The organism is Paraburkholderia madseniana (genome assembly GCF_009690905.1).
GTDB lineage: Bacteria > Pseudomonadota > Gammaproteobacteria > Burkholderiales > Burkholderiaceae > Paraburkholderia > Paraburkholderia madseniana.
Map to the genome: position 1 here is coordinate 1 of NZ_VOSW01000019.1, position 14,544 is coordinate 14,544.

The following is a 14,544-nucleotide window of genomic DNA, read 5'->3' on the forward strand; positions in this document are numbered from 1 at the left end:
TTTCATCAATGCACAGTCTTCCTGATGCCTGCCCAAGGCCTGCGCCGGCCGTGACAACTCCGGATCATAAATGCGGCTGGCGTCGCGCCAAGGCAGAGGTCTGCATAATTCCGTAGCGCGGATAAGAACGGGACATCCGGCCATTTACGACCGGAAGAAAGGCGTGGTTGTTCAGTGACACCGTCGCCGGGGCGAAGGCGAGCGCCATCATCTATAGCCTGATGCTCACGTGCCGCGCGTGCAACGTCGAACCGTATACCTATCTGCTTCGCGTGCTGACCGAACTACCGCAGCGTGCAGCGGATGCCGATATCAGCGATCTGTTGCCGTTCAACGTTGCCAAGCCGCGCGACGTATTAGTTCCTGCATGATCTAGCCCTACGCGCCGGCTCATTGTGGTGTGCGTTAATTCGCGCTTACGCTAAAAACTGCATCATCATCGGCATGCAAAACATATCGATCGGCGACAACGTGCGTATCGATGGCCCGACCGTAATGTCTGCCTCAAGCGGCTATATTAAGATCGGCTCACACGTTCACATCGGTGGCATGGCGTTTCTCGCGGGTGGCGGCGGTATCGAGCTGGGTGATTTCTCTGGTTTGTCGCAAGGCGTGCGCATCTACAGCACTTCGGACGATTACTCTGGCGCGGCCCTGACGAATCCGACCGTTCCCAAGGATTTTCTGAACGTCAAGATCGCACCGGTAAACCTTGGGCGCCACGTCATTGTTGGATCGGGAAGCGTCATCCTGCCTGGATGCTCTATTGGCGAAGGAGCGTCGATCGGGGCACTGTCGCTGGTTACCAAGAGTCTCGGCTCCTGGGGCGTTTACTTCGGGACTCCCGCCAGACGGCTTCGCGCGCGATCAAGACAACTGCTCAAACTCGAAGAAGAGCTCATGAAAAAGCCCTAGCGGCGCTGTTGCGCTCCAAAAGTCCAATCATGGCGAGCGTCGGTAGAGGCTTACCAAACGGAACGCGTGAGCGAAACGGACTCTCATCGTTCACATTCCTTGCGGCTCACGGACTGATAACGATGCGCCTCGGGCCGATCCTATAGAGCCGCGTGGCTCCGCAACCGGTAGAGATCATCAATGCACCGCGCATATTCTCCGCCTCGCGGCGCCACATCGATTGCGCAAACCGCGTAATTTGTCATACCTTACCGCAGTCACAGACTCAAAGGACCGGTATGCCAGCGCAATGTACATTTGCACTCAACGGACAGAAGCTCTCGACGCTCCTATGTAGCGGATTCGGGGGAGTAGCAGCATTCTCGGGCAACAAGGATCACGTCGATAACCCCGCTGACACGGCAGTCGTCGGTGCCGGCCCTATCCCCAAGGGGCGCTATTACATTATCAAACGGGAGCCAGGCGGCCGACTTGGGCGTTTGCGCGACCTCGCATTGGATATGTGGTCAAACAGCAATCGGTCATCCTGGTTTGCGCTCTACAGCGCTGATGGCAAGATCGATGACTGGACGTTCGTAAACGGCGTGAGGCGCGGCAATTTCCGGCTGCATCCGAATGGGCGCTGGGGTATCAGCGATGGCTGCATCACGCTCACGTCGCAAGCGCAGTTCGATCGGCTGAGCACGTACCTGCTATCGCAACCGGCTACAGTCATCCCTGGCACTGACATTCCCTACTACGGTACGGTGGACGTGCGATGAGAGTGCTTCTGCGTACCGGCCTTGCCGTCCTGCTTACGCCGCTCGTATTCTTCGGGCTTTCGCGTATCGACCCGCTTGCGCGTTGGGTGGGTAGTGATGCCGTGTGGACTGCGCTGACGCCGGTGTTCCATCTATTTGGCGTCATCGGTTCTGAGGGCGAAGAAAACGTGTTGCTCGGCGCGCTGCTCCTCATGAGCTTCGTTGTGGCGACAATCGTTGTCTGGTTAGCGTCAGTGCTGATTAGACGTCAAAGAGAGCAACAGGCGGAGCGATAACTGGTTGCGCGCCCAATGCAGTGCCTTCCTTATACTTGCCATTCACAAAAATAGCCGAGGAGAAGCTGGGGTCGTCGGCGATCAAGGACTAGCCGCAGTTGTATTCTCGGGATAGAAACATGACAGGCCAGCACAAATCGTGCGGACCTAGCCGATGGAAGGCGCCACCGCGACCGACGTTCGTCGGCCATGGAGTCGTTCGGCAAGAGGGCGCGAATGTCCTCTTGGACGGCGAGAAGGGTCGTTGATCGATGATTGATTCTTTGGGTACGGCAGAGCGAATAGTCTTTCGCAGATTGGTCGGCGGCCCTCCCATCTTCGAACTGCTTCATCGACGAGCGCAACTGTGAGGCATGGTTGCGTGGTCTATGAGGCTTCAGTTCGATAGTTGCTGTTCATCAGCATCCTCGTCACCTAGTCCGAAATCGATGTAGTCATCTCGTATCTTGCCGAATATCGCCAAGCCCAACAGTCCCATCACACTTGGAATTTTCTTTCCACCTCGATACCGGAACATTCGGCGGCGGATTGATTTTTTCCATCGCCTCTCGATCACAGATTTAAAAAAAAGGCTGTGCTGAGGAAGATGTCCATCCGCCACCAAATTTAGATCGACCTTGAATTCGCTTGGTCCGAGATAGGATCCGCTTGCGAAAGCGATGCGTGGAAAAAATGCAGTCAGATCATCATCGAGTCCATCGAACAAGTTGGTATCAAGCATCCCGACTTCCGGAAGAACGACCGCTACGGAGCGTGCCCCGACCAATTGATGGCGCGACGATGCTGCCTGGATAATTCGTGAACACATCCGTGAGGTGTTGAACGCATCGGCACCCGCACTTACCGCGTTTGATATCCACTGCCGCTCCTCGAGCCGCACAACCGTGTCCATGCCGCCAATTATGACTTCTGGTCGATCTGCCATCAGTAGAAAGAACTTGAAGTCCCCAACATCAAGGTCCCACTGGAGTTCTTGTTCAAAATTCCAAGGTGGCGCTGTTCTAAATGTTGACAGCACCGCAATAAATGGGATCGGCACACTTTCGTGTCTTCCACATATATGTATCTCGACAAATGGCTTTCCATTTGGTCCAGCCAAGGATCGTCCTCTCAGCCGCCGGCTTAAATCGGTTGCCAGTTTCTTTACCAACGGACCGAAATCCAATGTTTCTCGTGATGCTTCCGAAACGGAGTCTGAGATCAAGTCATACAGACGAATGGTGCGACCACCGGTTTGCCACTGCGCTACTCCCGTGTAAGTTATATCACCTACAAGGCCGCCGGAACGGAAAACAATGTGCTTGTTAAAGTTTTCGTCGATAGGCAGAAATTTCGATCCTGATTTGGTGCAAATCCTCGTGTCCGAGGTCGCTAACGCAAATCCTTTTCCCGCTACCGTTATCAGTAATGTCATATTTTGTTGTTTGTCAACACCACTACAAGGCCGGTCGGCCCTCCATGTTTGCCCAGTTTCTCAGGCAGTACGTTCCCCTGTTCCCCGCAGGAAGCGCGCCAAACATATCGGCGCGCTTTTTCTCCGCAGCTTGTGGCTGATGCTCTAACCGTCTTTGCCGTTCAGGGGACCGCGCGCAAGGTCAGCGGCTTGAAAATGTCAGGATATTCGGACGCTTGCGATACCCCGACGGGCATGACAAATCGATAGGCGATCGTGCCAACGCGGTCGGTTTCGCTCGCCTCGCGCGAGGCGAGCAGCGTCTTGACCAGCAGGCACGAACCGCCGATGAACGAAATCGACGCAATCGCTAATACGATGTAGGTAACACCGCGAACCAAGATTCGATTCAAAAATGGCGCATCTGAATGCTGAATCGATGCACGGTCAAGAGCGAAATCGTGAATGAAGTTAAATTGCCCCTCGGCCTCGATTCCGCTAATTTGCCACCGCCAGACCATATTAAGGAAGGCACAACTCAGTCCCGCGATGTACAAGCCAGTGACCCAGCTCAAAGTGCCGAAGTACTCCGCTGGAATCACGTTGGCGGCTATCGTCGAAGCCGTTGCCGCTAGGCCTGCACCATTAAGAATAACAAGGTGCTTTGTGACTTCCCGAGCCCACTCTACAGTTTCGCGAAACGATGTCTCCGCGCCTTGCCTAAGCAACCACATCCATTGTTCTCGTTGTACATCGGGCATATCGGAAGCATAACCCTCGCATTCGTCGCTCACACAATCTCCCGGTCGATAAGGTTCAAGATTCTGCCAGAACATTTTGATGCCCGCGTAACGTTTGACCTTCCAACACGTCGCAGTCGCGCAAGTCTTACGACGCTGAGATTGCGCTGGCAGGATTTCAACGTGTGGCCTTCGGGTTATGAGGCAGACGAGCCACCAGAATGCGCCATTCCGCTGCGCAGTACCGACGCTAGTTACTACAGCGCTGCATGCGAATGTCCGATACTGGCGAGACAGCGGACCAGCGACGATGCTGACTGAGTGACTCAAACGGGTCATCAGAGCCGATCGTCGTCCGGCTGGGTCGGCCAGATGTGGACGCTTGTGATACGCTGAACGATGCCTCCTTCACGCTGATTGCGTGCACTTCGTCTGCGATGCGGCAGCTGCTGACGACCCAGAACCGACGGCGAAAGCGCTAAGGGGTCAACGGCCCGAGGGCCAGCCGTCGTGCTTGTGCCGTGCTCAATCGTTCCGGACACGCCAGCGGTGCCATAGTCACCAAGGACAAAGGACAAGAACCATGGCAGAGAATGCAGAGCTGGCGCCGGCAGTGGCAGCCCTGACTGGCGTGCTCGGCGTGCGTAACCTCGGCGACCCGCTGCGGTTCGAAGATGTCGAACCGATCACCGGTTTCGTGGCAGAACCGGCCAAAGGCGGGCAGCATGTCAAGGTCTGGACGCGGCTTGCTCTGAGTTCGGACGAGCCGTTCTTCCACCGGCTGGTCGAGAGCTTTGACGGCGTTATCAGGCATATGGCGCAAAAGTCCGGTGCGGCCGTAAATTTGCGACGGGTGGACACGGTCCTGCTGATCATCAAGCCTGACAACACCGCCGAGCTGTGGTTGGACACGGCAGCCGTGTCACTGCAATGCACAATCAAGCGTGCCGTTACGGCGCGATCTGTGATTTTTGAAAACGATATCGCCGACGTGACCGGTATGGGCTTCCCGTGCGTCACCATTGGCGAGCAGGACAAGGTCCTGTGCCTGTTTCGGGAAGGCTGGAGCTTTGGGCTTGCCTTCGATTTCAATCCCGAAGGAAAGCTTGACCAGCGATGGTTCTCGACCGCGCTCGGCACCCTGCACAGGACGCTCCGCTACCGTCACCTCTACCAGGCGGTCAACGATCCAGCGATCTTCGATCCACTGCTGACGGCGGGATGGTTCCCGTTCGTCGAGATCATCACCACTGAGTTCCACGACCTCGCGCGCCACATCGAGGTCGGGGGCGACATCGCCAAGATCGAGGCGAAGATCGTCGATGCGTTCGACGCCGCCCGGATGGGCCATCTTGTAGAGCGCTGGGTCGCGAAGCCGCATTTCGCGGCCAAGGCGGTGCTACTGAGGGAAGCGGTCGAGTCGTTCACGGCGCAGAAACCTGCCTCGGCCATCAAGATCATCCTGACCGAGATCGAGGGCGTGCTGAACGATGCCTACAAGGCAGCACATGGCGGCCAAGGCGCGAAGATAAAAGACCTGCTGGCCTTCGCCCAGTCCTCTGCCGAACAGCGCGCGGGCGGGCCGGACACGCTGTTCTTCCCCGCCGCTTTTGGCCGCTACCTCGCAGGCCACACCTTCGCGAACTTCGACCCCGTGGCCCAGACCGGCACGGCGGGCTCACGTCATGCCGTCGGCCACGGGGCGGCAGCACAAGACAGCTATACGATGACGCGCGCTCTGCAGGCGATTCTTACGCTTGACCAACTCGCCTTCTACACCTAGGTCGTGCCCACGAGGAAGACACGAGGAGAAGGCATACGGAGCATGTCAGGCTCGGGAATTCAGCACATGAGCCAGCTCAAACCTGGACACGGTGCTGAGGAATTCATGCGCAATAATCGTCGTGGGGAACAGCGCTCTGAGAGCGCCTTGACGAGACGCCAGTCCTCGTGTGTACTCGGGCCATGGCTGGCATCCATACACTTAACGCGCGCGGCAACGTAATGCTCCCGGCTCTCCGGGAGCATTACGCCTGGACCGATTCGCGCGCCTTCCATGAAATTCAGCGCTTCCACGGTGACCTCCTCGATGTCCTTCGCGCGAAGGGCATCGACTACTCGTCGTTGCGAACCGCGCTGACACCGCAACCGATGAAGCATGAAGCAGCGTTTCTCTTCGACGAGCAACGCTGCGAGAACACCTTCGTTCCGGGTGTGGAATGCGCCGACGCGCTATTCACGGCGCTCGATCGCAAAACGACGCACAGCATTCTTGGCGGCGAGTTGATCGACGACCGGGACGTGATCGCACGCGCACTGCTTCGTCGCTCAGCGAACATCGCCAAGGATCTGGACTTCAAACATCCATGCTTCTGCTACGTCCTCTATGTCAACAACCTTTCCAAAGGCAACGTCGCCTCCATCGACAGCAAGCTACGAGCGCACAAGGCCTATCTTGGCTACGTCCCTTGCACCCACGCAAGCCTCGCTAAGACTTTCGTGTCGATGCACCTCGTGAACCTGGTGATCAAACAGGGTGATACCGTCATCCTCGGGCATGAGGATGACCGACCGAACACCGAGAACCACAACTTGCATCTCCATGACTACACAGCCCTCGGCCTCCGGCAGAAGAGCCTTCAGTCGATGTACTTCGACGTCTTTCTGTCCTACAAGCCCGAGTGGATGATGCTAGAGGAGTCGGACGACGATCTTGAAATCGCATTGCGGGCGATGTCTGAGGAGGTCGCCCCGCTGACTGAGTTCGCGGTCGTCATCGGGGACGACAAGTTCGAGAAGTATCTGAAGACCGCAAAGCTCGGGAAGCTGGAGAAGGCTGGCCTCTCCGACCTGACCAAGGCAGAGCTGGAGGCGGCGATCCGCGAGAAGCTGCGGATGACCTATCTGTACAACATGGAGTGGGTCGATGAGCCCACACACCAGCTCAGCAAGTTCAACATCCTGCTCGAATTCCCGAGGCCGAACGGACACCCGGAGCGCATGGTCGTTGCCCTCGAGTACCGACCCGTCGAACGCATGCTGCGGCTGGTGACGGTTTCGTGAGCGGGGCCTGGCTCTGCTGCCAAATCGCATGACTCCTGGAAGACCGCTGCACTGGAAGGCGTCAGTCTGATCAGCCCCCGGTCTCCGAAAGCCGTGGAAATGCTTACCATCTCAACAGAGCAGCCGTTCGACCAAATCCATCGGAAGTCCGCCTTCAGGAGGGAGGGAGCACCAATTGTCGAGCCTTCCCTGCCGTGCCACTCATCCGGCGACCCAAACAATCGCGTATTTTTACGATAGCTATTCTGCGGCGTTCGCTGACCCAGTTTAGAAGAAGCATGTCCGATGCCGCCAGGCAGGCGCTGCTGCGTGCTGCTTTTTTGCGTTCTGGAGTTTCCATGCCTGCCATCACCATTCCAACGACGGTCGAGAGCACTGCGACAGCCGTCGCGATTATCAGCGGGTGTGGTGCCACTAGTCGCCACATCCCCCTCTCGATTTTTCAGCCAACGGCGGCGATGTATTGCCGCTGGTTTTCGACCGTCTGCCCGGCGGTCAAAACGCGCAGAAACGAAACGTTGCTCATGGTGGTGTGGTCGTCATTGCAGTTGGATACGTTGGCCATTTCAAATATGACCCTATATATTCGCAACGTAATGCGCAAAGGTTTAAGTTTGGTCAGGCCCGTGGCATCGGCGTTTAGCAACAACTCAGTCCCTGTAAGCAGGGTTCGCCACGTAGGTACCCAATCCCGCGTCCGCTGTAGGTCGAGCCCTGAAACGCGCAGAACCGCGCAATTCCACGTGTAGATTACGCTTTTAAACGAAACAAATTTGATGTAAAATCCCGGTACACGAAACTCGGACTTGGAGTGCCGATGACCCATTCTCAGAAAGACACCATCCCGGAGCTCTTGGTACGTAACATTCCGCGAGGCTTGGTGATGGCCATTGAGGAAGCGCTTGGTGTGGGAGCTCAGCGTGCTTTCGGCGGTGCAAAGGGGATGGATCAAGGTCATCTGCCGCACATCGTTGGGCAGCTACGTCATTTTCATATGAACGAGTCGTTTCATCGTGCGTTGACGGTAGGCGAAACTAATCCCACTCCGATTCGTGGCAACGGGATAGTGAGCGGCCGCTCCGGCGTATTTACGCTGGCGCGATTCAACATTCCCGAGGGTTTCTGGGTGAATGGTCGCCGCAGTCATACCCGGCGGCAGATGTCGTTTGCCAACAAGGCCATCGAGCCACTGGTTCAGCCCGAACTTTTTGAAGAGTACTCTGCCCCTTCTGAGGCGGTAGCGTTCTTTGTTGCGTGTTTTTCCGGCTCGCTGCACGTTCAACCGGAATCTCCACTGTCGATTCAAATCGCAGTCCCCGACCGGGACATGCGAGGGTGGCTTTTCAGAGAGCCCGTCAGTGCGTTCCTGCAGCGGTACGAGCTTGAGCAAAAGCCGGCAACACAAGACGACTTGGCCAAGCCAAAGCTCAAGAAAGACAAGAAGCAAGGCAAGGACGGCACTACATCATGAGTCGCGGTGGCATTCAAGGTTTTGAGACTGAGCGTTTGAGCCAGATTCTTGCTGCGCGGCGATTGAGTCAAGCCCAGCTTGCGTCGCTCGTTGGCGTATCTCCAGCCACAGTTAGTAAATGGCGTTCCGGCAGCCAAGCGCCCGAGCGGGATACATTGGAACGTTTGGCCGGTGTAGTCAACGTCACACCTGAGTGGTTCACGCGCGCGCCGTCGACAAAAGTGTCTCTGCCGCTGTTTCGAAGCAATGCCTCGGCCCACGTCGCCGCGCGCGCGATGCTAGAAGCACGTATGGAGTGGGCTCAAGATATCGCTCTTACGCTGTCGGAGTTCGTAGACTATCCGGAGCTTAATCTGCCCGTCAGGCGATTTACCGACCCGGAGCACATCACGCCTGACGAGATCGAGTCGGCCGCAAGCGAGTGTCGCGAATTGTGGCGCATTGGGCGCAACGCCGTGCCCGATCTTGCACTCGCGGTTGAAGGCGCTGGCGTGATCTTGGTGCGAGAGGAAACCGGCATTGCTCAGATAGAGGGGCTGTCTGCTTGGAGCGAAGTGCTCGGGCGTCCCCTTGTTTTGTTGTCGGCCGACAAGGACAACGGATATAGAAGTCGGTTCGACCTGGCGCATGAACTCGGTCATTTGATCCTTCATCGACACATCCCGCGACCGACGGAGCGCGACCGCCACAAACAACTGGAGCAACAGGCGCATCGGTTCGCAGGGGCATTCTTATTGCCTGCGGAGACCTTTGCCAATGAAGTGCGCACGCCGGTCACACTGGATGATCTGCTGCTATTGAAGCGACGCTGGGGAGCCTCGGTCGCCGCGATCGTAATGCGTCTGCGTGCACTCAAAATTCTGGATGAAGATGCCGCGCAATTGCTCTTCAAGCGTCGATCCGCAAGGTGGGGAGCGAAGTCCGAGCCGGGCGATGGTGATCGACCACCGGAGCGGCCGCGTCTGCTACGACGTACCATTGATCTGCTGGTCGAGGAGAACGTGATGTCGCTCGAATCGATTCCGCGCCATATCGGACTAGCCGCTCATGATGTTGAAATGCTGGCCGGCCTCTCCGAAGGGTACTTCCAGGGCAAGCCCAAGGTTGTGCAACTAGCTCGACTGAGGCCGACATCAGGCAATTCACATGAACCCATTGCGGCGGAAGGTAATACAGTTGTGCCATTCAGATTTACGCCGAAGCGCAAATGACGCAACGCGACGGAAAAGTCTGCATCCATCAGCGATAGCGACAGAGAGCACGACATTCTTGCCACTCGCCTTCTGTTAGCACGCTGCGTGACTGACGCTGCTACTTTTTCGTTGTGTCTTTTTCAACTTCCTTGCCAGTATCCATAGATGATCGATCAACAGGCGCTGGGCAACAAGGGCGAGCAGCGATTCGGGGAGTTATGCGCGGATACTGGCCTGACGTTTAACAAGGCAACGCTGGATCTCGCTGGATGGGATTTTATTGTCAATTCGGACGTCGACGATACGCAGGCGGTCTCTCTTGATCGTCGCCGAACACCTTTTTCGTGCTACGTGCAGGTCAAGACAATTTGGGACACGTCTAGGTCAGTCAAGCTCAAGCTGAACATGGCAGAAAGGCTTGGAATTGAAGCGATTCCGTCATTCATCTGCGTGTTCAGGGTGAACCGGGACCGGCAATTCACGGACGCGTTTGTGATTCACGTCGCAGACGACCGGCTCGCCGCCATATTGAAAAAGCTACGCGAGGCGCAAGCCGATATGGATGGTGTTCCCCTCAACAAGAAATTTATCTCCTTCACGCCACGCGGGACCGAACGTATCGACTTGACGGGCATCGCTTTGCGCGAAGCGTTTATCCACCACATCGGGCCGGATTTTCATAGCTATATTGACAAAAAGCGCGAGCAACGGGAAACGCTGGGGTTCGAGGGCAAGCCGTTTCAGATGTCTGTCGTCTTCGAGAACCTGAGCGCGAGCGAGCTGCTTGATGCCTTTCTCGGGCTGACGCGGGAAGTTCCAGTCTCGAGCCTGGAAGTCGTCGAAACCCGTTTTGAAATTCCGCTGCCCGAAGGCGAGCCCACCACTGCGAAGATCACTATCAAGCCGCAGCCATTCGATACGTGCTCGATAACGATCAGGCACGGTAAGCGGGGTTGGCCAGCGGTGTTTGCCGGCGAGATCTTCAATACTCCGAAGGTCGGGAGTAGACAGCGGAGCTTGATCAGGAGCGAGCTGTTCATGATCGTCGTTGACCGGAGCACAGAGTCCGGCGGAAAGCTGCGGTTTGAGTTTTCGATCGAAGGGAAGAACTGTACCGCGTCGAAATGGGCCGACTATTGGCGCATGTTGTCAGCGTTCCGCTCGGGCGAGGGCGTCGTCGAGATCAAGCCTGAATCGATGCCTGTGCCGTTGGAATTTGACATCACCATTGATGAAAAGTCGGAAATGGAAGGCCAGATCGAACCTGATCAGTGCGTTCGCGTCCTTGAGTGTCTATCGAATATTATCCGCCACGCGGGAGCGCGCCCGGAACCAACGTTCGAATATCCTGAAATTTTTGAGCAGGCTGACAGGATCCTCGCGCTTTCGGCGATGATGGATGCCCAAACACCGATTGTGACCGTGCACGATCCGTCAGCGGATGCACTCGACGGAATACCGATAGGTCCATGTATTCTCGCCACCACCTTTCCCGTCGGTTCAACAGTTTTTGTGTTCTACGCCACGGCCTTCGTCGAGACGGATGCGGGCGATGGTGGTCGGCCGACGGTTTTGTTCCGAGATTTCCAACCGAAGAGACTGCGAATCATCGAGGCCGGCGAGAAGAGTCGTGAATTGTTCGTGGAGAATGCGCAGCGTTTAGAGGGAGTCACGCAAGTTCTCTGGCTTTAGGGGGCGGTGATGCAGTTGCGGGTCTCCGAAGCGCGATCGACGTTGCAGTAGTTGGATAGAAGAGCTGTCGCCTTGCGATTGGGGTTCGTCCCGTGCCCTGCCACGCGGGAGCCATCAGTTGTTTTCCACGTACCGGTGGATATGGGGAGCAATTCTGCGTCCTCCGCTGTTCGGATCGTGAATGTGATTTTTCAAATTCCTTTGGAGAATTGATGTCAACAACGGATAGCTATCAGGACCCAGATGCCGGGAAGACCTATTTCAGTCCGCGGCTCGATTCGTTTTCCGATCCGGCTCGGAAGGTGCGTATTGCGACGAAGCTGATTGAGCAGCCGGCGACATATGCCTTCGCACAAGTCAAAGACGAACTCGTACTTAGGCATAAAGAAGACGCAAAAACTTGCATAACTGCCAAATTCTTCGAAGACGACCGCGGAATCTTTGTACTGAGCATTCAAGGTTACACCGTCGCGACGGATAAGCCCCACAACGCCAGCTTTTCATTCATCGGTGACGAGATCGGGAAGCTGATTGAGTTTATTAACCATGTCCAGTCTGTGCCCCTGAAAAGTGCCGGTTCAATGAGAATCTCGGACGACGATCTTCGCCGCATTGTATTGTCAAATATCCAGGCACAGGCACTTGTTCAGGATAATCAAGAATTGTTCGCGGAGGTTATCCGCTCGGCAGTGACGAAGGAGGATGTTGTAGCCGTTGGATATCGTAAACGCCAGTTGCAGGTCTTCCAGAAGCTGCTCGAAGACGAGAGTTATTTCGAGGATGTCAAAACCAAGAAGCAATGTACTAGCGAAGCCGTTTGGCAAAAGTTCTTCGAGAAAAATCCCTGGATATTTGGCTACGGATTGAGCTACATCCACCTCTCCGCCCTTGACGATAAGAAGCTCGAGCAGGTTGTTCACGGTCATACTGTTTCGGAACACGGTAAGCGCGTAGACGCGCTTCTCCGAAGTCGCGGAGTTATTTCAAGCTTGTGCTTCGTCGAGATCAAGACGCAGAAGACAGCGTTGCTTAACGCGCAACCCTACCGGGCCGGCTGCTGGGCACCATCGTCTGAACTCGCGGGTGCTGTCTCGCAGGTCCAAGGCACGGTCGCATTGGCCACGGAATCTATAAGGTCGAAACTCTCACTGACTGACGGTGTCGGAAATCCGACCGGCGAGGAAGCGTTCAACTACGTGCCGAAGTCCTTCCTCGTAGTCGGCAGTCTTCATGAGTTCTCCGGTGAGCACGGAGTGAACCAGGAACGCTATCGCTCGTTTGAACTATTTAGGCGCAACACCAATAGTCCGGAAATCATCACTTTCGATGAGCTCTATGAGCGCGCGCGATTCATTGTCGGCCAGAATGAAGTATAGGTGATGGAGCTATTGTCGATTGGTCCGCGAGTGTGGGTTGGCGACCAAGCGGAGCGATCTGATTCCATCCCCATTACGTGCGTCGACGACCAAAGAGCACTGCCCAGAAACTTCTCCTATGTAACGCGTCGGGCGAAAGCCTGGATTACCGCGAAGCATTTGCGAAATGCAGCATGAGAGTCTAAGGACGTGTCGAGCGGACTACATTGATGCTCGCGCGAGCTGGTTCAAAACGGGTTTGGTCGACGCAAATGCTGTGATCAGTAGGCGATCTTGAACGTGGGTGAGTCCTCCGGCCTCTGCTTGCGCCGGTCGTACAGGCGGGTGGTGGCGATGTTCGCGTGACCGAGCCATTCCTGGACCTTCGCAATGTCGGCTTCGTGGTCGAGCGCATTCGTCGCAGCAGTCGCCCGAAGGCTATGCACGCCGAAACCTTCGACGGCGATCTTTGCGTGCACAGCCCACGCCAGCACGCATTTGTAGACCCCATCGGCCGTGATTGCGGCGCCAGTCTTGCGCATAGGTTGAAAGAGCGGCGCATCCGCCAGAGCGTCATGCCCCGCCGTTTCGAGGTAGGCATGAATGCGTTCGGCACTGGCCGGGTGCAGCGGCACGTAGCGCAGCTTACTTCCCTTTCCATGAATTCGCAGGTGCGGCACGCCGCGCCGGTCGTGAATGTCTCGCACCTTCAGCAAACATAATTCCTCACGACGCAGGCCGTGATACAGCAGGACGGCGAGGATTGCGCGGTCGCGCTTGCCCTTTAGCGTATCGGGATCGGGCGCGTCGAGCAGCGCGCGGGCCTGATGGTCGCCAAGCGCGGGCGTCTTGCCTTCGCTACCGTTGTTCTTCGGGCGCTTGACGCCCGCCACGGGATTCAGCGCAACGGCGTTGCGCTCGCAGAGATAGTCGAACAGCGACGATAGCGCGGCGAGCTTGCGCCGGATGGTCGCGCCGGATAGGTGGCGGACTTCGAGGCGCTTGCGCCACGCAAGGACGTGCGCGCGTGTGACGGTGCGAAACTCATCCGGCTGCGCGATGCCGGTGAAAGCCATGAAGTCGCGCAGGTCGATCTGGTAGGCGCGACGCGTGCGGGGATTGTCGAGGTTGGCGAACCATTCGGCCTCGGGCGGTACGTTCGAGAGTCGGTGAAATTCGGCGGCGGTCAGTTGCCGGCTGTCTGTGCGTGCAACGGGAGTCAGTCTGTTCGGCATGGTCATCTCCGGAGAAGGGCCGGGAAGGCCGTACGCGCAAATCAGCGGTGGTATCGGTTCTTTGACGATAGCTGAATGCCGAAGTGTGCCGCTGTTTGCGGTGTACGGCAGCTATTGATAACCGATTTTATCAATAGCTGATTTTTATGCGTGAAGCGAATAACTTTGACAAAATCGCACTCGGAACAGCCGGGCCCACACGGGCGGCAATTCGAGTAGTTCGGGCGCGGTGTCAGGAAGGAACCGCGGCGAGGAGGCACGCGCGCAACGGTATAGCTTTGTGGCGTGGGCGTGGCACTAGAGTAAAGCCAAGCCCAACAGTCATGCGACCTCACTCCACTAACGTGATGTCGGGCGCAAGTCGGCCAGCTTCGGGCGCTCACCCGCACGTTCAAACGGCCGTTCCTCCCCAGACAGCGGGCGTCCGTCCCTTCCGCGGCCACTGTCGCGT

At 56.7% G+C, this 14,544-nt stretch carries 13 protein-coding genes and 1 pseudogene; 10 read left to right on the plus strand and 4 right to left on the minus strand.

Features of this window, described 5'->3' with window-relative positions; translation table 11 throughout:
- Nucleotides 1-125: 125 nt before the first annotated feature.
- From FSO04_RS11990 to FSO04_RS12005, 4 genes and pseudogenes are all read left to right on the plus strand, one after another.
- Nucleotides 126-371: pseudogene (locus tag FSO04_RS11990) on the plus strand (transposase domain-containing protein); the annotation flags it as partial.
- 73 nt (nt 372-444) lie between these two features.
- On the plus strand, nt 445-915 hold the full coding sequence (locus FSO04_RS11995; protein ID WP_154559894.1) for an acyltransferase: 471 nt from the start codon (nt 445-447) through the stop codon (nt 913-915).
- Nucleotides 916-1,193: 278 nt separating this feature from the next.
- A complete protein-coding gene (locus tag FSO04_RS12000) occupies nt 1,194-1,676 on the plus strand; it encodes a DUF2778 domain-containing protein (protein ID WP_154559895.1) in 483 nt (160 codons plus the stop codon).
- On the plus strand, nt 1,673-1,951 hold the full coding sequence (locus FSO04_RS12005) for a hypothetical protein (RefSeq protein WP_154559896.1): 279 nt from the start codon (nt 1,673-1,675) through the stop codon (nt 1,949-1,951). The genes FSO04_RS12000 and FSO04_RS12005 overlap by 4 nt, the downstream gene beginning before the upstream one ends.
- A 376-nt stretch (nt 1,952-2,327) precedes the next feature.
- Here the strand turns inward: FSO04_RS12005 and FSO04_RS12010 are convergent, their stop codons facing one another.
- The gene (locus FSO04_RS12010) at nt 2,328-3,365 is read right to left on the minus strand and encodes a hypothetical protein (protein ID WP_154559897.1); all 1,038 of its coding nucleotides are present in this window, start codon (nt 3,363-3,365) and stop codon (nt 2,328-2,330) included.
- A 161-nt stretch (nt 3,366-3,526) separates the two neighbouring features.
- A complete protein-coding gene (locus tag FSO04_RS12015; protein WP_154559898.1) occupies nt 3,527-4,138 on the minus strand; it encodes a hypothetical protein in 612 nt (203 codons plus the stop codon).
- Between the two features lie 529 nt (nt 4,139-4,667).
- Between FSO04_RS12015 and FSO04_RS47065 the strand changes: the two genes are divergently transcribed.
- Nucleotides 4,668-5,867, plus strand: a complete 1,200-nt coding sequence (locus tag FSO04_RS47065; protein WP_199203023.1) for a hypothetical protein — start codon at nt 4,668-4,670, stop codon at nt 5,865-5,867.
- Nucleotides 5,868-6,049: 182 nt separating this feature from the next.
- Nucleotides 6,050-7,147 carry a hypothetical protein gene (locus FSO04_RS12025; RefSeq protein ID WP_154559899.1) on the plus strand — a complete coding sequence of 366 codons (1,098 nt, stop codon included), beginning with the start codon at nt 6,050-6,052 and terminating at the stop codon, nt 7,145-7,147.
- Between the two features lie 442 nt (nt 7,148-7,589).
- On the opposite strand, the gene FSO04_RS12030 is transcribed toward FSO04_RS12025, so the two are convergent.
- Complete coding sequence (locus FSO04_RS12030) at nt 7,590-7,793, minus strand: hypothetical protein (RefSeq protein ID WP_154559900.1); 204 nt, start codon at nt 7,791-7,793, stop codon at nt 7,590-7,592.
- 171 nt (nt 7,794-7,964) lie between these two features.
- On the opposite strand from FSO04_RS12030, the gene FSO04_RS12035 reads away from it, so the two are divergent.
- The 4 genes from FSO04_RS12035 to FSO04_RS12050 all read left to right on the plus strand — a co-directional run bounded on the left by FSO04_RS12035 (nt 7,965) and on the right by FSO04_RS12050 (nt 12,879).
- Nucleotides 7,965-8,618 carry an alpha/beta hydrolase gene (locus tag FSO04_RS12035; protein WP_154559901.1) on the plus strand — a complete coding sequence of 218 codons (654 nt, stop codon included), beginning with the start codon at nt 7,965-7,967 and terminating at the stop codon, nt 8,616-8,618.
- On the plus strand, nt 8,615-9,829 hold the full coding sequence (locus FSO04_RS12040) for an XRE family transcriptional regulator (protein ID WP_154559902.1): 1,215 nt from the start codon (nt 8,615-8,617) through the stop codon (nt 9,827-9,829). The genes FSO04_RS12035 and FSO04_RS12040 overlap by 4 nt, the downstream gene beginning before the upstream one ends.
- Nucleotides 9,830-9,976: 147 nt before the next feature.
- On the plus strand, nt 9,977-11,503 hold the full coding sequence (locus FSO04_RS12045; protein ID WP_154559903.1) for a hypothetical protein: 1,527 nt from the start codon (nt 9,977-9,979) through the stop codon (nt 11,501-11,503).
- Nucleotides 11,504-11,715: 212 nt separating this feature from the next.
- Complete coding sequence (locus tag FSO04_RS12050) at nt 11,716-12,879, plus strand: Shedu immune nuclease family protein (protein ID WP_154559904.1); 1,164 nt, start codon at nt 11,716-11,718, stop codon at nt 12,877-12,879.
- Between the two features lie 260 nt (nt 12,880-13,139).
- Here the strand turns inward: FSO04_RS12050 and FSO04_RS12055 are convergent, their stop codons facing one another.
- Nucleotides 13,140-14,093, minus strand: coding sequence for a tyrosine-type recombinase/integrase (locus FSO04_RS12055; RefSeq protein ID WP_154559905.1), 954 nt, complete (start codon nt 14,091-14,093; stop codon nt 13,140-13,142).
- Nucleotides 14,094-14,544: the final 451 nt, after the last annotated feature.